Raw genomic sequence first — 19,376 nt, 5'->3', positions numbered from 1 at the left:
TTTCCGGGAGACAAAACACACCAAAACCGTGTTTGAACGGGTATGATCTCGACTGCGATGCATGAAGCGTGTGGTGATATTGCGATCACCACTTCTGGTTCTTGCTGAATCGACAGAAGAAGGAAGTCTATGCAGTTGGATTTCGCCCGCGCCCCCACCTCGCCGGCTACTGACCTGGCACGGCGGCTTGTGCCAGCCGTCACGAAGCCGACACCGCGTCGGCGCAAGAAAGAAGCTCCGCCGCACTGGGAACGGGGCTATCGCTCACACTACTATCGCAACGAACGCGGCGACAAACTCGGTGAAGTCCGCTTGTCCGACCGTGGCGATCTCCCTGTGGTCTACCACTGGGCAGCCGGCAACTACTCCGGTGCAGAAGGCTCGCTGGCCCATGCGCGTGCCCGAGTGGAAGAAACGGTAGGCTTTGGCATGCGCCAGTTGTCGCTGTTCTAAGGGCGAGCGCAACCTGCGCACGCCTGATCGATGTGATGGCGATCCGCCGCCATTGCCGCGCTGTCGCCAGCGCAAATGCAGTACTCCTCCCGCCTTTCCTGCCTGAGCAAGGCACATTCCCTGGCTAGTCGAGCCGACGCTGTACCAGCATGAAGACCGCAGCCGCCAAGGCGAGCACGGCAATCAATCGATAGAGATCCTCGCAGGCAATCAAGCGCGCCTGTTGATCCACCAGGGCCGCAAGTTGTGCGAGCGCGCCTGCATGGGCCTGGCCCGGCTCGAATCCGCGTGCTGCCAGCGCAGCCTGCATGGTGTGCATCCATTGCTCCGTTTCGGCTGGTCGCTGCCCCAGAGCATGCACCAGGCTCGTATGCACTGCGAACTGCCGGTTCTGCAGCAGGACAGCACCCAGCGCCGATGCAAACGAGCTGGCGATCTGGCGGATCAGGTTCTTGCTGCGATACCCATGCGCGAAGTCATCGCCGGCCAGTGAGCCGAATGTCAGGCCAGCGATCGGAATGATGACCATCACGCCGAAGAGCCCCTTGCCGATCAGTCCGACAATGAGCGCCGGGGGGCCGACGTCCGGCGGCATGAAGGAGAACCATGTCATCGCCCCAGCCATCAGCAGCAATCCCGTCGTCATCAGCGGCTTCTTGTGTTTCAGCTTGCGTGCCACGCGCTGATACACCCAGATGCCGACCAGACTGATCGTCGCGGCGAACGTGTTCAGCCAGCCGGTGGTGGCCAGCGGAAACCGCAGCGCCTGCTCCGCGTAGATCGGGAACACATAGGCGGCGAGGTTGCTGATCATGTAATAGACGAAGTACATGGTCAGGCCGGTCAGGAAGACGGGCTGGTACAGCGCACGCAGGTGCAGCACGGGCTTTTCGTGGTGCCACTGCTGCCACAGGAATACGGTTAGCAGCGCCAGCGCGAGCGCGGCGATCAGCGCAACGCGTATCGGATGCGAGAACACGTCGAAACGGGCTTCCGTCAACGTTGCCTGCAGTGCGACGATCGCGACGCCGAACAGCAGCAGTGGACCGAGCCCGGGTCCTTCCACGTCATCGCGGGCTTCCGCGTCCGGGAGCAACAGCCAGGCGCCGATCGTCGCGAGTGCCGCAAACGGCAGCACGCCATAGAAGACGTCCTGCCAGACACCTCGATCGACCAGCTCCGCGGCGAATGCGGGGCCCAGCGCCGAAGCGCTGAAGATGCCGAGCATGAAGATGCGCGAAGCCCTCACACGGTCGGTCTGGCTGAACATCATGTTCACCAGGATCCGGCAGCTCGTGAACAGCGCGCCGCCCCCAACGCCCTGCACGAAGCGGGCCCCCACCATTTGCGTCAGTCCGGTGCTGGTGGCGGCTGCGAGCGTGCCCGCCATGAACAGCAGGAGTGACCCGGTCAGGTAGTAGCGATATCCGAATCGCCGCGCGAGCCAATGCTGCGTCAGGATCATCAGCATGCTCCCGACAGCATAGGCGGCCTGGACCAGCGCGAAGCTGCGCGGGTCCGCGTCGATGCCGCCGATGATATGGCTCGACGCGAACACGAACATGATGTTCTCGAGAAACTCGACGCCGGTAGCCAGGCCCAGCAAGATCATGAGCAACGTCTGCCGCTGCTGGTGGCTGAGCAGGCGCAACCACCTCATGCGGGCGCGCAGCCGATGCCAGGGGTCTGCCTGTGCGGTCACGATGCGTTCGCTCCCAGTGCGGCCAGATGCTGATGTAGCCGACCGAGATCGCGTGTGACGGCTGCCAGAGCGGTCTTGCCGATGGGTGCCCAAGCTTCGGCGTAGGCGGCATGGACTGTCGGTGCGGCACGTTTGAGCAAGTCGTGGGCGGCGGGGGTGAGGATGAGCTCGAGGCTGCGCCGGTCGTGCTGCGAAGCCTTGCGCTGGACCAGTCCGCGCGTCTCGAGCCCGTCGATGAGGCGGGTCATCTGAGTGCGTGTGGCATCGATCGTCAGTCCCAGTTCAGACGGTATGGTCGGCTCCATGGCGTCGATCCCCAACATGCTGATGACGAGGTACTGGTTCAGGTCGAGATCATGTACGGCAAGCGCCCGTTCGATATGCTGGCGCAGCAGCCTTGCCGACCTCAGCAATAGCCGCGATGCCAGGATCAGGTCACGGGGCGCTTCCGGATACTCCGCGCAAAAGCGATCAATGCGACGCTCGAATGACATGACTGTATGATTTCATCTGTAATAGTTACGGATGAAACTATATGCGGCGTGCGGACCTTTGGCAAGGTGAAGCGTGAAAGGACTGATTACCGCAATGCCTTCGACAGTTCGCGCAGTGATATGCGCAGCCGGCCAATGACTTCGGTCTGCTGCTGCGTCGTCGGGGCGCCGTAGCGCCATGCCACGTAGCCGTTGGTGAACGCCTGCACCGCGGACGCCGCGCGAGGTAGCACTGCACAGGCGCGAGCGCTGTAGTCCCGCGGCCCTTCTGAGGTATCACGTACGCAGCCGTGCCGCGCCAGCAGCCCACAGAAGCGGTCATAGAGTGCCTGGACCGGATCGGCACGCCGGCGCCGCAGCCAGAGCGGCAACAGTGCGAGCAGACTCAAGGCGGCCAGCCCGCCGACCAGCACCGACGGCAACTTGCCAGCCAGCCCAGCCTGCTCCATCAGTTTTCCTTGCTGGACACGGTCGTACTGCAATACCCAGCGCTGCCACGTATAGCTGAGACCATCGAGACCCCAGCGCAGATCACGCAGCCAGCCCGGTGCCCGCAGATCACGCAATGCTGGGATTTCGTCGCCAGCCAGCGCCGCGTCGACGCCCTGCTCGACCCGGCTGGGTGCGACGGCACCAGTGGGGTCAACGCGAACCCAACCACGCTGTGCGATCCAGACCTCCGCCCAGGCATGGGCATCGGATTGCCGAATCACATAGTGCCGTCCGACCGGGTTCAAGTCTCCGCCCTGATAGCCAGCCACCACACGCGCCGGCACGCCGGCTGCCCGCATCAGGAACACAAAGCTGCTGGCATAGTGCTCGCAGAAGCCTCGGTGCGTTTCGAACAGAAAGCTGTCGACCTGATCTTGGCCAAGGGGCGGTGGAGACAGCGTGTAGGCGAACGGTGCCGCAGCGAAGAGCCGGAGGGCCGCCTGCACGCGCTGCCACGGATCCGGATACTCGTTGGCCCACCGTGCAGCCAGTTCGCGGCTGCGTGGATTGCCTTCCGGTAGCGTCAGGGCTCGTCGGAGCGTGCGCTGGGTCAGCGGTTCGGGTACCGCCCCAAATACGGATCGGGCGCGATAGCGCAACGGCCGGTCGACGGGGAGGTTCGCAAAGAACTCGTTATCGGTGGAAACCTGCGCATTGAGGCTCGAGGAGATGGCCTGGCCACGATCGAGCACGTATAGCCACGACGCCTGCGTCGGCTCGAGCGTGATGTTGTACTCGTGCGCGCCTGGTGCCGCCGAACCTGCAAAGTCGCTGTCACCGATATCGTCGCGCAGCCCGTCGGCCGGACGCACCGAACGGGACCGGGCCGGCCGCCAGGTCTCGCCGTCGTAATCCCAGAGCACGAAAGCGCGCCAGTAAAGCGCGGCCGGTGGTGGTGTCTCTCCGACGAAGTCGACGCGGAACGCGACGTCGGGCGAACGGATCAATTTGCCGATACTGCCGGGTTTCATCGTGTCGCTGATACCGGTGCGACCGATCGGCTCCGTTTGCGGCAGGCGCCACAAGGGATGGTCGAGGCGCGGGAACAGCACGAACAGGAACACCGCCCACGGTAGCCCGAACAGCGCCATGCGTCCGAGCAACGGCCAGATCGCCAGTCGGCCACGCGCTTCGGGGTGGTGCAATAGCAGCCAGTTGCGGAGGACCCATGCACCGATCGCCATGCTGTAGAGCGCCAGCCAGAATGGCTGATCGGCAAGGTAGAGCGTGAGCAGCAGGTAGAACGAAAGCTGTGTGATGAGCGTGGCATCGCCCAGCGCACGGGTTTCCATCAGCTTGAGCACCACGAAGGCCGCGAGTAGCGCGATGCAGAGTTCGCGTCCCAGATTGCCGCCGGATTGCCAGACCAACGCGCCGGCCACTACCAGCACCAGTATTGCGGCCAAGCCCACTGTCAGTTTGGAGGGCAATGGCGCGCGCCGCTTCCATAGCATCCAGCGCCATGCCAGCAGCAGCACCAGCAGCAGGCTGACCGACACAGGCAGGGTGCGCGCCTGCGGCGCCAGCACCAGCGCAAGCTGGCCGATCAGCATCCCCTGTTCCTGATGGCCGAGGGGCCGGACCGCGACGGTCTTTGCCTTCTTGCTCATCGCGCGCGCCGCTCCGGCCAGAGTGCCAGGGCTTCCAGGCATGCACGCACGTGGGCGGAACCGCGACCCGGCTTGATCTCGACGCCCGGCAGGCGTAACCCGATTTCCGATACCTCACCCGTCATCAGCACCCAGGCACACAGGCGGGACAGCCGCGCTTCCGTGTCCATGGTCGGCGGCAGGGTATTCCAGTCGATCCAGCAACTCGGCTGCTGCGGTGTGTGTCCCGAGCGGGTCAGCCATTTTCCGGTGCGCGCGCTGTGTTTCCAGGCGATGCGATGCAATGGATCGCCGGGCCGGTACCTGCGCAACTGATCGATCCCGTCGTCAGCCGCGAAGCTGGCCGCGCCGTCGTCGGCATCGTCGGATTGAGGGTGCAGGGGTAGCGGAGGCGGGCTGGCTTCCGGCGCGGGATAGACAATGGTGGCAAGTCCCAGGTCGGCATAGCTCCAGACGCGGAAGAGGCCGAACGGAAACCGGCTGGAAAGCGTGACGCGTGGTAACGCCAGTCGTCCGCGCCGGATGGCGGAGAGTCGCACCGGTAACGTGCCACTGGAAACGCCGTCGAGGGTGAGGGCGGCCATTTCTGTACTGGCATCGGATAGCGGCGTGCGGGCCTCGATCCCGATTCGCGCGGCGGCATCCTGGTTATCGACGTGCAAGGTGAAAATCGCGCACTCACCGACGAATGCCGGTGTGACAGGTCCGGCTGACACGCGCAGATCGAGCAGATTGCGGTAAGCCATCCACATGCAGCCCATGCCGATGCCGGCCAGCAGGAATGTCAGCGCGAAGCCGAGACTGATCGCATAGTTCAGCGATGTCAGCAGCATGGTCGCCAGCAGCACCGAAAACCCGATGCCGCCGCGTGTCGGCAGGATGTACAGATGCCGGCGGTCGAGCGTGACAACACCGTTGACGGGCGCGCGCTTGCGGCGCAACCACGCGGAGAAGCGTCCCGGCGCAGGGACAAGGTGATCGGGCGCGGGGAGAGCTGGCCGCGTGGTCATGGGGCGGGGGTGTGTCCGATGACCTCAGGGAATTGCGACGCTGGCCAGCAGGCGAGCCAGTGTATCGGCGCCCTGGTTCAGCGCGACCTGACCCGCGGGCAGAAGCCGGTGCGCGGCCACTGGCTCGAACACGGCCTGGACGTCCTCCGGCAAGACCATCTCGCGCTGATCGAGCAATGCCCAGGCGCGCGCGCAGGCCAGCAATGCGAGTCCGGCACGCGGGGAAAGCCCGGTCACGAAGCTCGATTCGACACGCGTGGCCTGCACCAGCGCAAGCACGTAGTCCACCAGTGCCGGGCTGGCATAGACCTTCTCCACGGCGGTTTGCAGGGCCACGACCTGATCGGCGTCCATGACCGCCTCCGCCTCGTCCTTGATCGCGCCGCCGAGATACAGGACGCGTTCGAACGCGGCGTCGGGATAGCCAAGCGATATCCGCATCGTGAAGCGGTCGAGCTGTGATTCCGGCAGCGGATGGGTGCCGATCTGCTCGAGCGGATTCTGGGTGGCGATGACGAAGAATGGGGCCGACAGTGTCTCGGTGATGCCGTCATGCGTGACCTGCCGCTCGGCCATGGCTTCGAGCAGCGCGCTCTGGGTCTTGGGTGGCGCACGGTTGATCTCGTCGGCCAGCACGACCTGCGCGAACACGGGGCCGTGATGAAAATGGAACTCCCCCGTCTCGCGCTTGAAGATCGACACGCCGACCAGATCGGCGGGCAGCAGGTCGCTCGTGAACTGCACCCGCTGATATTGCAGCCCGAGCGTGCGGGCCAGCGCATGCGCCAGGGTGGTCTTGCCGACCCCGGGCACGTCCTCCAGCAGCAGGTGACCGCCAGCCAGAATGCAGGCCAGGGCGAGCCTGACCTGGCGCGGTTTGCCCAGCACGATACGACCCAACTGGGTTTGCACCTCGGTCAGCGAGGCGGCGATCTTGGGTCGGGCAGTCACGATGGCGCTCTTTGGGGTCGGGTTGGAGGCAGTGGCCGGATTCTTGCCGTCGGCCGCGCAAGGGTCCGGCCATTGTAGCGGCGCACGGGTCGCATCGGACAGTGGGATTCCGCACGTAGGGGGGTCTGAAAGTATGGCGATCCCGTGGCGAATTCTCGAAATCAGGCGCCAGCCCGCGCCGGATTTCGCGGCTTCTGGCATCATCGACCTTGTTGGCGACTTGCCACTTTCAGATTTTTCTCCTCCGCTGCAATGACTGCCCCGCAACACCACGCGTCTGGCGCGTCCGCTTCCCTCGACTTCGATTCTTCCGCCCCGCTCGCGGATCAGGCCGCGCTGGCCAGTCTGGCACGCGAATTCCACGCGGGTGGCTATATCGTGCTGCGCAAGTTCGCGAGCGAAGCCACTTGCGCGGCGCTGGAGGCGGTGACGCGAGAGCAACTGGCTGCCGCGGTGCCGCCGGTCGAGTTCGAGGCCGATCTGGGTTATCCGGGGGCGCCGGCCACGCGAGAAGCGGCAGGCGGGCATACGGTGCGACGCTTGCGTCAGGCCTATGGTCGCGACGAGGTGTTCCGCCGCTGGGCGAGCGATCCGGCTGTGGTGGCCACCGTCGAGGCACTGCTCGGCGAGCCGGCCCGCCTCACGCTGGCCCATCACAACTGCGTGATGACCAAGCATCCGCACTACGGCAGCCAGACCGGCTGGCATCGCGATACCCGCTACTGGTCGTTCGTCAAAAGCGACCTGATCACGGTGTGGCTGGCCCTGGGCGATGAAGATGAGCGCAATGGCGTGCTGCGCGTCATTCCGGGCTCGCACCGCGCGAAGCTCGACCCCGCGCAGCTGGATCCGGCGGAGTTCCTGGTCGAGGCGCATCCTGCCAGCCAGCAGTTGCTCAAGGGCACCATGCCGCTGGCGCTGCATCGTGGCGACGTATTGATGTTCGACAGCCGGCTGTTCCATGCCGCGGGTCGCAATGATTCCGAGGCGGTCAAGCTGTCGGTGGCGTTCGCGTATTTCGGAGCGAGCAATCGGCCGGTTGCCGGCACGCGGTCGGCGGAGTTTGGCAGTGTGGAGTTGCCGCCTACGACGCTCTGATGTGCTCCGATGCGCTCTGAGGCGCTTCATCCACATCGCGGCCGATTCGCCGGCAAATAAAAACCGCCCCTCGGGGCGGTTTTTATTTGGGTGCGCGGTGCGCTCAGACGGTCTTGCGGTGGGCGTTCGTGCCGCGGAACAGCGCCAGCACGTCAGCGAATCGGAACGGCAGCAACGGCGTGGTGTGCCGAACGGCGTCACGGCGTGCGAAGTGGCTCAAGAGCTGCTCGCCCACCGGACGGTCGAAATACGAAGCATCCGGGTATTGCATGATGGTCATTCCCAATTGTGATTAACATCAGACTACAGTATACACAAAATTGGTGCAGTGCGCCATTTCGTGGTGCGCACCATGGTATTGCTTGCCACGATGGGAATGCCGGACAGCCCGGCACCGGTGCGAGATGCACCGGACCGGTCCACGGATTGGGTAACTCGGAAAGAAGCGGAAGAGGCCGAAGAAGCCGAAAAAGCTGAAAAAGCGGGAGGGGGGAGAGCGTCAGGCCGCCTTGTTGGCGTCCGCGGACGTGGATGCTGTGGTCGGGTCGGGATTCATGGCCTCGACGGCCTTGGCCGCGCTGTAGACGTGTCGCGTGGCCAGCAGCGATGCCAGGTCGGCGTCGCCGGCAATCACGGCCTGAAGGATTTGCGCGTGTTCGTCCCAGTTGGTGCGCGCGCGGGTCAGGTTGGCCGGGGCGAACAGCAGCGCCGTGCGTTCGCGCAGCGACCGCATCATTTCCTGCAGCACGCTGTTTGCGGCAATGGTGCCCAGTACCTCGTGGAAGCGCGAATTCAACTCGACAAAGCGCTGCGTCTGACCGCTGTCGACAGCGTCATTGCCTTCCTTCAACACCTTTTCGAGTTCCTGGATCAATGCCGGGTCGCGGCGCTGGGCGGCCAGCTTGGCATTGAGGCCTTCCAGCGTGGCGCGTACTTCCACCATCTCGCGGGCGATATTGGGTGACAGCCGCGCCACCGAGGCGCCACGGCGTGGCTCGATGTGCACCAGACCTTCGGCCGCCAGCGCGCGCAGTGCCTCGCGCACCGGAATGCGCGACACCCCCAGCTCCAGCGACAGCGTGTTTTCCACCAGCCGCTCGCCGGGTTCGTACTGGCCGCCCAGAATGCGCTGGCGCAGCGTATCGGTGACAAGCGCGAAAAGCGGGGAATGCTGGGCACCAAGGCTGGCAGCCGGGGCATCCGGAATCTGGCTGTAGGCACTGGCAGTGGCGTCGTTCATGGTCGGGATCGGCCGTCGGAATTCGGTGGACGCCGCTGCGCTGGGCCACGGCGTGAATGCCGCTATTGTATACCGTCACCCCCTTAATGCAGACATAGGGTAGACATTGAGATGCGCGTTCTCGTGCCGGTGTCAGCCCGGCGCGTGCTGGAACGTGAATCCGTCGGAATAGATGAATGGCGCCTGCGCGCCCAGCACCATGAATGTCTGTTTGGCGTCGTGGATCATGTTCGGAGAGCCGCACAGATAGATCGCGTGTTCGGACAAGTCGCCGATATCGGCCGCCACCGCGTCGTGCACATAGCCACGCCGGCCCTGCCAGGCATCGTCCGCGCGTGACAGCACCGGCACGTACTGGAAATCGTAGAGCCGCTCGCCCCACCGGGCAATCTCGTCATGGAGATAGAGATCCGCTGCCGAGCGCATCCCCCAGTAGAGCCACACGGGCGGACAGTCCGGATCATCCATCAGCGCTTCGAGCATGCTCTTGATCGGCGCGAGCCCGGTGCCGGTGGCCACCATCAGCAGCGGCCGGTAGTCTTCCTTGCGCAGGCTGAAGCTGCCGTGCGGGACTTCGACGTCGAGCTTGTCGCCCGGCCGCAGTTGCGGAAGCTGCCCCGTGGTGAAGCGTCCGCCCGCGATCTGCCGCACGTGGAAGTCCACCGTGTTTCCGTTCGGGGCCGATGCCATCGAGAAGCTGCGATGGCTGCCGTCCTCGAGCAGGATCTTCATGTACTGGCCCGGTTCGAACACGAACACCTCGTCGTCGGACAACGCGAGCCGCAGATGCAGCACATCGGGTCCGAGCGAGGTGATGGCCTGCACCGTCGCGGTGGTACGCCGCGCCGGAATCGCGGGTTCCGCAGCGCGCGCGGTGCTGATGACGAGGTCGCCGGCGGGCCGGGCCTGGCAGGCCAGCGCGAAGCCGGCCGCGTCTTCTTCCTCGGTCAGTCCCATCGGGAATTCTTCATAGGTCACGGCACCGTCGACCACGCGCACGCGACACGTGCCACAGCCGCCGAAGGTGCATTCGTGCGCCAGGCTGACACCGCAGCGCAGGGCGGCATCGAGCACGGACTCGCCGGGCGCCACCATGAAAACCTGCTGCGTTTCCGCAATCTCGACCCGATAGGACATGATGACTCCTTCCCTGGTTACTTCTTGATATCGGCCTGGGCCAGCACGGTCAGGTCTTCCGCCGCCAGCAGGTCGCGCAATGCTTCGAGCGCGGCCACGCCGCACGCGGTGTCTTGCTCGCCGTTACCGCCGGACAGGCCCACGCCGCCGATCACCTCGCCATTGACCACGATCGGGTAGCCGCCCACGAACACGGCAAACTTGCCGTCGAAGCTCCACTGGATGCCGAAGGCCTCATTGCCGGGCAGCGCGGGGCCGTTGGGCGGCGTGTTGAACAGGTGGGTCGAACGCTTGTGGCCGGCGGCCGTGAAGGCCTTGTTCCAGGCGATCTGCGGTCCGGTGATGCGGGCGCCGTCCATGCGTTCGAGCAGCAGTGGGTAGCCGCCGTCGTCGACGATGCAGATGGATTCCAGCACGCCGATTTCCTCGGCCTTGCGAATGGCCGCGGCCACCATGTGGCGGGCTTCCTTCAACTCGAGCTTGATGGCTTTCTTCATGTTCGTAATCCTTCAGGTGCCTTCTCAGATGCCTTGGTAGACGGTCTTGATCTGCGTATAGAACTCGAGGCCAGCGCGTCCCGATTCGCGGAACGTCGAGGTGCTCGAGCGCTTGAGACCGCCAAATGGCGCGTTGACCAGGTTGCCCGTGGTGGTGCGGTTGATCTTGACCGTGCCTGATTCGATATCGCGCGTGAAGTCGTGCATGTAGCGCGGATTGCGCGTGGCGATGGCGGCGGACAGACCGTACTCGGTGTCGTTCGCCTGGGCGATGGCGTCCGCGTAACTGTCGACTTCGATGATCGCCAGCACCGGCCCGAAGATTTCCTCGCGGGCAATGCGCATCGACTGGGTCACGTCGGTGAACACGGTCGGCGCAACGTAGTAGCCGTGCGAGAAATCGCCGTCGGACAGCTGCTCACCGCCGCACAGCAAGGTCGCTTCCTGCTTGCCGATGGCGATGTAGCTCAGCACCGTTTCCAGTTGCTTGCGCGTGGCCAGCGGGCCGAGGTCCATCCCGGCCGTCATGCCGCTGCCAATCTTCAGCGCCTTGACCTTGGCCACCAGCTTCTCGGTGAATGCCTGTTTTACCTCGCGCATCACCAGGATGCGGCTGGTGCCCGTGCACGCCTGGCCCGACAGCGACAGGCCGCCCTTGACTGCCAGGTCCACCGCGCGATCGAGATCGGCGTCTTCCATGACGATCAGCGGATTCTTGCCGCCGAGTTCCATCTGCGTGCGCGTGGTCATCGGCACGGACTTGTGAATCTGCTCGCCGGCGGACGTCGATCCCGTGAACGAGACCGCGCGGACCTCGCGCGATTCCACGATGGTCGGGCCCACTTCGGCGGCGCTGCCGGTCAGGAAGTTCAGCACGCCTTTCGGAATGCCGGCGCGGACGAATGCTTCGGCCAGCCGGTAGCCGGACAGCGGCGCGTCGGACGAGGGTTTGAACACCACGGTGTTGCCCGTGATCAGCGCAGGCGCGATCTTGCGCGCCGGGATCGACACGGGGAAGTTCCAGGGCGAGATCACCGTCACCACACCCAGCGGCTCGCGCAGGCTGTAGACGAGCATGTCGGGATCATCGTTCGGATAGCTTTCGCCGCTGAACGTCTGACCCTCCACGGCGTAGAAGCGCAGGGTCTGCGCAGAGCGCATGACCTCGTCGCGCGCCAGGTTCAGCGCCTTGCCTTCCTCGCGGGTCAGTTCGGCGGCGATGGTGTCGGCGTTGGCTTCCAGATGCGCGGCCGCATCGTTGAGGATCTTCGCGCGCTTGCCGATCGGGGTCTTTTTCCATCCGTCGAACGCGGCTGCGGCAGCGGCCACAGCGGCGGCGGCGTCGCGCGCGTCGGACGCGGCGTGGCGGCTGACGATGTCGCGTGTGTCGGCGGGGTTGACGTTATCGACGGTACGGCCGCTGGCGCTGTCGCACCATTCGCCATCGATGTAGTTGCGGTACGTCTCGGTCATCTTGCGGGGGCCTTGAACTGGGATCGGGACACCGGACGCGGCTCGCGCGCGTCCGGGGCGTACTGCTTGCGCAACTCAGGCTGCGGCTTGTGCCTTGGTGTCGACGTAGTCGTAATAGAGCGCCGTCGTGTACAGCAGGCGCATCTGGGCGCCGATTTCGCAGATCTTCAGGCAGCGTTGCTGCAGCTCGGGCGTGTTGGCGTGCTCCAGCACGATCTGGTAGCCGCGCTCACCGTGGATCTCGTCGGACACGATGTGGAGGTCGAAGAACTCGACTTCCTCGTCGGTGAAGCCATACTTCTCGCGCAGCGTCGGCGTTTGCTTGCGATAGATCGACGGCACTTGCGATTCCAGGCCCACCACCAGGCCAGCCACGGCCACCACCGGGTCTTCGCGCATGGCCACGGCGTAGCACCAGCTTTGCAGGCCGCGCGTGGTCGGCGACATGTTGTCCGGGCTCACCACACGTTCGCGCGTGGTGCCGCAGGCTTCGGCAAAGCGGATCAGCAGATCGGTATGGCGGTCGCCGCCGATCTCTTCCTCGTACATATTGGCCAGCAGGAAGTCCTTGGCCTCGGTCATGTGGTCGGGCGTGCGAGCGTAGATGTAGCCCAGGTAATCCGCAAACGGGCCGACGTAGTGATAGTGGTTCTCTGCCCAGCGCGCCAGATGCTCGCGGCTCAGTTCGCCGCTGGCCCAGGCCTTGCTGAAGGGGGCCTGGTTAGCGCTCTTGCCCTTGATCGCGTTTTCGAGCGCGGTGCGGAATTCTTCACGGTTCATCAGTTCGGCCATGTTGGGGCTCCTGTTTTGACGAGGTCGGTTGGGGTTGGTCACCACGGCTCGCTGAGCGGTGTCGCGGCGTTTTCGGGTTTGTATACTTCCTACACTTTCGTTGGGCCGACAAAAATGCCGCGCGCGGCGGCAGGTTCATCGGAATAGGTTCAGGCAGCCGCGGCTTGGGCGGCGGTGATGCGTTGATAGGCAATACCGGCCAGCGCGACATCCTCAAGTCCCACGCCGACCGACTTGTAGATCAGGATGTCGTCGGCATGCTTGCGCGTGGGCGCGGTGTCTAGCAGTACATCGGCCAGTTCCACGATCTTCTCGTCCGGCAGCACCGCCTTGTCGGCGAGCACCAGGTCGCCGGCCTCCCGCAACGACTGCGGGCGCCATTCGACCACCACTGCGGACGCGCGTGACAGCGCCACATCGTCCAGCTCGCGTGTGTGCGGCAGGCTCGAGCCGATCGCCGCGATGAACGTGCCCGGCTTGACGATGGCGCCAGGGAACAGTGGCGTGGTCGAGCGCGAGGCCGTGACGATGATGTCTGCCGCTGCGGCCGCTTCCTCGGGCTGCGCGAATGACACGGAAACGCCGCATTGGGCAGACAGGCGCGTGGCGGCCTCCGCATCGGCATACGGATCACAGATCAGGATGCGCTGGAGCGGCAGTGCGGCCGACAGTTGCAATGCGTGCTGCACGCCCTGTGTGCCCGCGCCGAACAACGCCAGGGTTTGCGCATCGGGGCGCGCCAACCGCTTTGCGGCCAGCACGGTGCAGGCCGCAGTGCGCAGCCGCGTGATGGCGCCGGCGTCGAACGAAGCCAGCGGGCGTCCGTCAACCGTCGAAAACAGCAGGATGACAAACGAGAACTGACCGGCGATCGTCGTGTAAACCTTGGCGCCGGCTACCTGCTGATCCGGGATTACCGCGCCAAGCGTCGAAAGCTTCACGCCGCCGGCCTCCGTGCGGATGCGTTCCTGCATGGCGGCCTGCCCGCGGCCAAAGCTGCGGAAGGCGTCGAGCATCGCGGCCTGCGCATCGGCGGCCGTGACGTGGCGATCGATCAGGGTGTCGGTGATATGGAGCATAGGGGCGTCTTGTTTGTATTTCGGTATACAGTCTACACAATGCTTCAAAAAGTGCTAGCCCCTTTTCACGAAATTCGTCGGCGCCGAACTGGTGCCAAATGCGCATATTCCGTGCGCCAGAGCGGAAAATCGCCCCTCTTTTGGGGATTTCCCTAGGCGTGGTAATTTCTGCTTGTGTCAGAGGATATGCGGAATATAGTATACAACTCGTAGTGAAAACAGAAATTCATATCCGCCCCCACAAGGGCCTCCATAACAGGGGAGCCTCATGCATCAAACCGTAGAGATCGGCCTGGCACATTGGGTGTATTTGCTAGGCGTGGCCGTGATCGTGCTGACCATGATCATGCGTGCTAACGTCGTGGTGCCGTCGATCATCGGCACGTTCCTCGTGATACTGGCCATCACTGGCAGTCCGGTCACGGCACTGGGCGGCATCTTCTCCGCGAGCCTGGTCGCGGCGAAGGAACTGTTCAATATCTTCCTGGTGATTGCCTTCATGACGGCGCTGCTCAACGCGCTGAAGTCATTGCGATCCGATGTCCGGATGGTCGAGCCGTTCCGCGTGGTGATGAAGAACGGTCACAGCGCCTATTTCATCCTGGCGGGCATCACCTACGTGATCTCGCTGTTCTTCTGGCCGACGCCGGCTGTGCCGCTGGTTTCCGCCATCTTGCTGCCGGCCGCGATTGCCGCCGGGCTGCCGCCGTTGGCGGGGGCCATGGCCATTGCCATTGCCGGTCAGGGCATGGCGTTGTCGTCGGACTATGTGATCGGTGTGGCACCTGGCATCAGCGCCAAGGCGGCTGGCGCGGCGGTCAGCGCGGCGGTGGTGGCGGATCGCGCGCTGATCCTGTCGATCATCACGGGTGGCATCGCGCTCACGCTGGCCTATCTGTCGATGCGCCGTCATATCGTTCCCGCCAGCGGCGCGTTGCTCGACCGCTGGCAGGCGCGTGCCACCGGTGTGGACACCGCAGTGGAAGCCACCGGCACCTTTGACAAGGCCGAGATCGCACGTGGCACCTCGCACGAGGAGCCGCTGGACACCGACGCCAATATCGAACGCAGCCTGGCGATGGTGGCCCAGCGCCGCGTGAAGTGGTCGAAGTTCTTCGCCGTGCTGACGCCGCTGGCCTTTGCCTGCGTTGTGACGCTGATGGTGCTGCCGAAGATCTCCTCGGGCATGGTCGATCTCAAGGGCGGTGCGGCCGCTGCGCTGGTGGGTGGCGTGGCTGCAGTGCTGATGATGCTGGCGACGCTGGCCGCCGAAGGCCCGCGCAAGATGCTCGACACGTGCCCGGAGCACATCACCGATGGCTTCGTCTTCGCGTTCAAGGCAATGGGCTCGGTGCTGCCGATCGCGGGCTTCTTCTTCGTTGGCGCGGGCGAGACCGCCGCGCAGATTCTCGGCGTCGACACGGGCCGCGCGCCGAGCCTGCTGTTCGAACTGATCCAGGCCTACCAGCACATGATTCCCGACAACCACGTGCTGGTGGCGTTCGGAGTGCTTCTGGTCGGCATGATCACCGGCATCGACGGATCGGGTTTTGCCGGACTGCCGCTGACCGGCACGCTGGCCGGCGCGCTTGGTCCCGTGGTCGGCTTCGACTCGGCCACGCTGGCGGCCGTCGGCCAGATGGGCGCGGTCTGGACCGGTGGCGGCACGCTGATCGCCTGGTCGTCCCTGATTGCCGTGGCCGGATTTGCGCGTGTGCCGGTACTGGATGCCGTGCGGGCGCTGCTGCTGCCAGTGCTGGCCGGCCTGTTCGTCTCCACCATCTGCGCGATGCTGATCTGGCACTGAGCGCGTGGCGGACATCCCAATTGCCCATTCATTGATTGCGGAAAGCAGAGCTATGCCGAAAGTTGTCTTTCACAAGAACGGCCAGGTCTTCGTTGACGAGGTCAAGCCAGAAACCAACCTCGTGGTGCGCGCGGGCATCAAGCAGTTTCCATATCCGAACCTGCGCTACGAATGCGGCATGGGCAAGTGCTCGAAATGCGCGTGCCGCGTGCTGTCCGGCGCGGAGCATCTGCCGCCGCCGAACTGGAAAGAGAAGAAGCAGCTCGGCGACCGGCTCGATCAGGGCTTCAGGCTGACCTGCCAGATCTGGCTCACGCACGACATCGAGCTTGAGCAGGAAGAACTGGCTGCCTGAAGGATGACATGAGCGAGCAATGACCGAGGGAACCAGCGGATGAACCAAGCCATGTACGTGATCCTGACCAGCAAACCGGGCCAGTTCCGCACCGAGGCCGTGCCCGGCGTGGACCCGGTGGAGACGTGGGAGTACCTGTTCTACGGGCGCTGCACCGCCACGTTCGTGATTGCCGAGCTATCCGATACCCAACACCCGTTGAAGGTGCGTGTCATCGACGAGGCGGACAAATCCGCCGAGGTCGTCAATCACGTGCCGACGAAATTCCTCGAGCGCTTCGACACGCTCGACGCTGCCCGCACCGCGCTGCAATCGCTGGCGCATTTCGGCAGCATGGACCTCTCCCTAAGGAAGCAATGATGCAGGCCCAGACTGACATCGGCGACATCGACGCCGGCGCCGCCGTGCCCGATACCGATACCCCGCCCAAGCCCCGGACGATCGAAATCACGTTCGTGACCAACGGCGAAAAGACCGTCAACGCGCCGGAGAACAGCAATCTGCTGCGCGTGTCCCTGCGCGAGCAAGGCGGCATTCCGTTCAAGTGCGGAGGGGGGATCTGCGGCACCTGCAAGTGCCGCATCGAACGCGGGCTGGAACACACCGACGCGGTCAAGCCGAAAGAGCGCAAGCATCTCAGCGACGACGATCTGCGCGCTGGCTATCGCATGGCTTGCCAGACGTTCGTGAAGGGGGATATCGCGGTTTCCTGGTAACCGCGGGGGGGCGGGCGCCCTGGCCCTCAGGTACGCAGCCCCACCATCGCCGAAATCTTGCCCGCCGCTTCCAGCAGCGGCGGCAGGAAGCGCTCCACCATCTCCTGCGCGCTCGTGCGATTGGCCTGGCCGCTGATGTTGATCGCGGCGATGACCTGACCGCCGCGATTCCGGATCGGGGCGGACAGCGAAACCAGCCCTTCCTCCAACTCCTGGTCGTTCTGCGCCCAGCCGCGCTCGCGAATCTCGCCAATCAGCGTCTTCAGTTCGCCGATATCGGTCACGGTGCGGCGCGTGCGTGGCCGCAGGTCCGACGCGTGCAGCACGCGATCGAGTTCTTCCTGATCCAGTCCCGACAGCAGCACGCGTCCCATCGACGAACAGTAGGCCGGCAGGCGGCTGCCGATCGACAGGTTGATCGTCATGATCTTGCGTGCGGGCACGCGCAGCACATAGACGATTTCCGTCCCGTCCAGCACCGAGATCGAGCAGCTTTCATGGACCGATTGCGACAGCGCTTCCATGATCGGCTCGGCCAGATTCCAGAACGGCATCGACGTCAGATAGGCGAAGCCGAGATCGAGAATCTTTGGCGTAAGCCGGAACAGCCGGCCGTCATTCTGCACGTAGCCGAGCCCCACCAGCGTGAGCAGGATGCGTCGCGCGCCGGCGCGCGTCAGGCCGCTGGCCTGGGCGATCTCGGTCAGCGTTTGCGCGGGGTGGCTGGCATTGAAGGCGCGAATCACCGACAGGCCGCGTGCGAAGGACTGCACGTAGCTGTCGCTTGGCTTTTCGGTGGCGCCGGCTACGGGCGCGCGGGACGTTGCGGTATCGGCTGGGTTCGCCATCGATCGGAACATCGGCGTCGATGCGCCGGAATTGGCTCGGAAAGGCCGAAAGGGTAGAGGAAATGCGCCGGCTTTGCCAGTCTGATGCATTTGCGGCCGGTACCGGGGTGCCCGGGCACGCTGACGAGACATATCTGTCTATCGCATAATGTGCGTCCGCACAATGGTGGACAGATAGTCGGGACAACAAGGGTCAGCAAAGGAAACAGGGTCCGGTGAACGAAACAATTCAGTGGAACGATTGGGAGGCATTCTGCTGCGTGATCGAGCAGGGCACATTCACGGCGGCAGCCGCGGCACTCGATTGCCCGAAGTCGCGCGTCTCGGCGGCAGTGGCCCGACTGGAAACGGCCATCGGCGCCAAGCTGCTGGAGCGCACCACGCGCCGCATGCGGCTGACCGACGCTGGCGGCGCGGTCTATCGCGACGTCGCGCCGCTGTTCGCGCGACTGCGCGAGATCCGGCAGGAGACCCTGGCCCGCGAGGAGCGTGTGCAGGGGATGCTGCGCATCGCCACGCCTTATGAGTTCGGCGCCCAGCAACTCGGCGGTGTGATTTGTCGGACACTGGCGGCGCACCCCGCGCTCGACATCACGGTGGAGATCTCCCAGGGCTTGGTTGATCCGATCCGCGAAGGCTTCGACATCGCCTTCGTCACGGTGGATACCGACCTGCCGGATTCCGGCACCATCGCCCGACGCATCTGGCATATAGAAAGGGGCCTGGTGGCGGCACCGTCGCTGGCGGCTAGCCTGCCGGCGCAGATGCAGCCGGAAGATCTGTCACACATGCCGACGTTGGCCACGCCCGGTGTCTCGGTATGGGAGTTCTCGCGGGATGGGGAACGTATCTCCGTGCCGATTCGTCCGCGAATGCAGACCTATAACGCAGAACTGCGTATGCAGGCCGCGCTGGCTGGAATCGGGATCGCGCGTGTGCCGATGGCAGCCGCGGAGGCGGAGATTGCGCAGGGCAGGCTGGTGCGGATGATGCCCGACTGGCCGTTGCCACCGCTGAGGGTCTTTGCGTTACTGCCCGACCGTCGCTTGCAGCCGCGCAAGGTGCGCGCATTCATGGAAGCGATTGAATCGATGATGGGGGCCGATCTCGATGATCTCGGGCAGTAACTTGCGCTGTGTACTGCTGACGGGGCAGGGGGAGCGCCCCGTCTGACTTGCCTGGATCAGGCAGGCGAGGCTCAGGCGCCTTCGCTGTAGACGTCGCGCTTTTCGGTCACGCCACGCGCGCCTTCGGTGTAGACATCACGCTTCTCGGTCACGCCGCGCGCGCCTTCCGTGTACACGTCACGCTTTTCGGTGACGCCACGGGCGCCATCCAGGTACGGGTCGACCTTGCGGGCGATGCTTCCGTCCAGGCGGGCCAGATCCGAATTGAACTCCGATGCTTGGGCGGCGGTGGCGCCGACAGACAGGCCGATGGCGCAAAGCAGGGAGAGTGCGAGGGTCTTCATGGTTGTGCTTTCCTACTATTTTTGGCAGTGATCGCGGTGGGTTCCGCGGTGCCTGTAATGTAGGCTTCAGCAGGCACAGGAAAAAGGGAGAATCCTCGACAGACTGTCCAACGATTTGGACAATAAGGGTTTTCCCTATAGTTCCTGTCTG

At 64.5% G+C, this 19,376-nt stretch carries 21 protein-coding genes; 7 read left to right on the top strand and 14 right to left on the bottom strand.

The features are described from left to right. Positions 1-129: 129 nt before the first annotated feature. The gene (locus tag K6G35_RS19090; RefSeq protein WP_008646914.1) at positions 130-453 is read left to right on the top strand and encodes a hypothetical protein; all 324 of its coding nucleotides are present in this window, start codon (positions 130-132) and stop codon (positions 451-453) included. A gap of 124 nt (positions 454-577) precedes the next feature. On the opposite strand, the gene K6G35_RS19085 is transcribed toward K6G35_RS19090, so the two are convergent. The 5 genes from K6G35_RS19085 to K6G35_RS19065 form a co-directional block, all read right to left on the bottom strand. After that, positions 578-2,155, bottom strand: a complete 1,578-nt coding sequence (locus K6G35_RS19085; protein ID WP_186426712.1) for an MFS transporter — start codon at positions 2,153-2,155, stop codon at positions 578-580. Next, positions 2,152-2,649 (bottom strand): MarR family winged helix-turn-helix transcriptional regulator, encoded by a 498-nt coding sequence (locus K6G35_RS19080; RefSeq protein WP_495676862.1) that lies wholly within the window; start codon positions 2,647-2,649, stop codon positions 2,152-2,154. The genes K6G35_RS19085 and K6G35_RS19080 overlap by 4 nt, the downstream gene beginning before the upstream one ends. A gap of 86 nt (positions 2,650-2,735) precedes the next feature. Then, positions 2,736-4,751 (bottom strand): transglutaminase TgpA family protein, encoded by a 2,016-nt coding sequence (locus K6G35_RS19075; RefSeq protein WP_495676861.1) that lies wholly within the window; start codon positions 4,749-4,751, stop codon positions 2,736-2,738. Next, on the bottom strand, positions 4,748-5,761 hold the full coding sequence (locus K6G35_RS19070; RefSeq protein ID WP_495676860.1) for a DUF58 domain-containing protein: 1,014 nt from the start codon (positions 5,759-5,761) through the stop codon (positions 4,748-4,750). Before K6G35_RS19070 ends, K6G35_RS19075 begins: the two co-directional genes overlap by 4 nt. Before the next feature lie 24 nt (positions 5,762-5,785). Beyond that, positions 5,786-6,712 (bottom strand): AAA family ATPase, encoded by a 927-nt coding sequence (locus tag K6G35_RS19065; protein WP_008646904.1) that lies wholly within the window; start codon positions 6,710-6,712, stop codon positions 5,786-5,788. A gap of 252 nt (positions 6,713-6,964) precedes the next feature. Between K6G35_RS19065 and K6G35_RS19060 the strand changes: the two genes are divergently transcribed. After that, complete coding sequence (locus K6G35_RS19060) at positions 6,965-7,810, top strand: phytanoyl-CoA dioxygenase family protein (protein ID WP_008646903.1); 846 nt, start codon at positions 6,965-6,967, stop codon at positions 7,808-7,810. Positions 7,811-7,913: 103 nt separating this feature from the next. Here K6G35_RS19060 and K6G35_RS19055 read toward each other — a convergent pair whose 3' ends face one another. From K6G35_RS19055 to K6G35_RS19025, 7 genes are all read right to left on the bottom strand, one after another. Then, complete coding sequence (locus tag K6G35_RS19055; protein ID WP_008646901.1) at positions 7,914-8,081, bottom strand: hypothetical protein; 168 nt, start codon at positions 8,079-8,081, stop codon at positions 7,914-7,916. Between the two features lie 228 nt (positions 8,082-8,309). Further along, on the bottom strand, positions 8,310-9,050 hold the full coding sequence (locus K6G35_RS19050) for a GntR family transcriptional regulator (RefSeq protein ID WP_008646900.1): 741 nt from the start codon (positions 9,048-9,050) through the stop codon (positions 8,310-8,312). Positions 9,051-9,182: 132 nt separating this feature from the next. Further along, a complete protein-coding gene (locus K6G35_RS19045) occupies positions 9,183-10,187 on the bottom strand; it encodes a 2Fe-2S iron-sulfur cluster-binding protein (protein WP_035880643.1) in 1,005 nt (334 codons plus the stop codon). Between the two features lie 17 nt (positions 10,188-10,204). Further along, positions 10,205-10,684 carry a GlcG/HbpS family heme-binding protein gene (locus K6G35_RS19040; RefSeq protein WP_008646896.1) on the bottom strand — a complete coding sequence of 160 codons (480 nt, stop codon included), beginning with the start codon at positions 10,682-10,684 and terminating at the stop codon, positions 10,205-10,207. 24 nt (positions 10,685-10,708) lie between these two features. Then, positions 10,709-12,157 (bottom strand): aldehyde dehydrogenase family protein, encoded by a 1,449-nt coding sequence (locus K6G35_RS19035; protein ID WP_495676859.1) that lies wholly within the window; start codon positions 12,155-12,157, stop codon positions 10,709-10,711. A gap of 75 nt (positions 12,158-12,232) precedes the next feature. Further along, positions 12,233-12,949, bottom strand: coding sequence for an iron-containing redox enzyme family protein (locus K6G35_RS19030; RefSeq protein WP_008646888.1), 717 nt, complete (start codon positions 12,947-12,949; stop codon positions 12,233-12,235). Between the two features lie 149 nt (positions 12,950-13,098). Further along, on the bottom strand, positions 13,099-14,028 hold the full coding sequence (locus K6G35_RS19025; RefSeq protein WP_035880647.1) for an ornithine cyclodeaminase family protein: 930 nt from the start codon (positions 14,026-14,028) through the stop codon (positions 13,099-13,101). Positions 14,029-14,296: 268 nt separating this feature from the next. On the opposite strand from K6G35_RS19025, the gene K6G35_RS19020 reads away from it, so the two are divergent. From K6G35_RS19020 to K6G35_RS19005, 4 genes are all read left to right on the top strand, one after another. Beyond that, entirely contained in the window at positions 14,297-15,835 is a 1,539-nt protein-coding gene (locus K6G35_RS19020; RefSeq protein ID WP_008646886.1) for a hypothetical protein, read from the top strand. 52 nt (positions 15,836-15,887) lie between these two features. Further along, positions 15,888-16,190, top strand: coding sequence for a 2Fe-2S iron-sulfur cluster-binding protein (locus tag K6G35_RS19015; RefSeq protein ID WP_008646885.1), 303 nt, complete (start codon positions 15,888-15,890; stop codon positions 16,188-16,190). Between the two features lie 39 nt (positions 16,191-16,229). After that, a complete protein-coding gene (locus K6G35_RS19010) occupies positions 16,230-16,550 on the top strand; it encodes a hypothetical protein (protein WP_008646877.1) in 321 nt (106 codons plus the stop codon). Between the two features lie 80 nt (positions 16,551-16,630). Continuing rightward, the gene (locus K6G35_RS19005; RefSeq protein ID WP_029310185.1) at positions 16,631-16,906 is read left to right on the top strand and encodes a 2Fe-2S iron-sulfur cluster-binding protein; all 276 of its coding nucleotides are present in this window, start codon (positions 16,631-16,633) and stop codon (positions 16,904-16,906) included. Between the two features lie 26 nt (positions 16,907-16,932). On the opposite strand, the gene K6G35_RS19000 is transcribed toward K6G35_RS19005, so the two are convergent. Beyond that, positions 16,933-17,754: an IclR family transcriptional regulator gene (locus tag K6G35_RS19000; RefSeq protein WP_024569351.1), complete on the bottom strand. Its 822-nt coding sequence runs from the start codon at positions 17,752-17,754 to the stop codon at positions 16,933-16,935. Positions 17,755-17,969: 215 nt separating this feature from the next. On the opposite strand from K6G35_RS19000, the gene K6G35_RS18995 reads away from it, so the two are divergent. After that, positions 17,970-18,881 (top strand): LysR family transcriptional regulator, encoded by a 912-nt coding sequence (locus K6G35_RS18995; RefSeq protein ID WP_035880655.1) that lies wholly within the window; start codon positions 17,970-17,972, stop codon positions 18,879-18,881. A gap of 71 nt (positions 18,882-18,952) precedes the next feature. On the opposite strand, the gene K6G35_RS18990 is transcribed toward K6G35_RS18995, so the two are convergent. Beyond that, the gene (locus K6G35_RS18990; protein ID WP_008646871.1) at positions 18,953-19,225 is read right to left on the bottom strand and encodes a hypothetical protein; all 273 of its coding nucleotides are present in this window, start codon (positions 19,223-19,225) and stop codon (positions 18,953-18,955) included. Between the last annotated feature and the right edge of the window lie 151 nt (positions 19,226-19,376).

The sequence above is a fragment of the Cupriavidus sp. HY129 genome, from assembly GCF_059492215.1.
The sequence above is the reverse complement of the archived record's forward strand: the minus strand, read 5'-3'. Positions and strand labels throughout refer to the sequence as shown.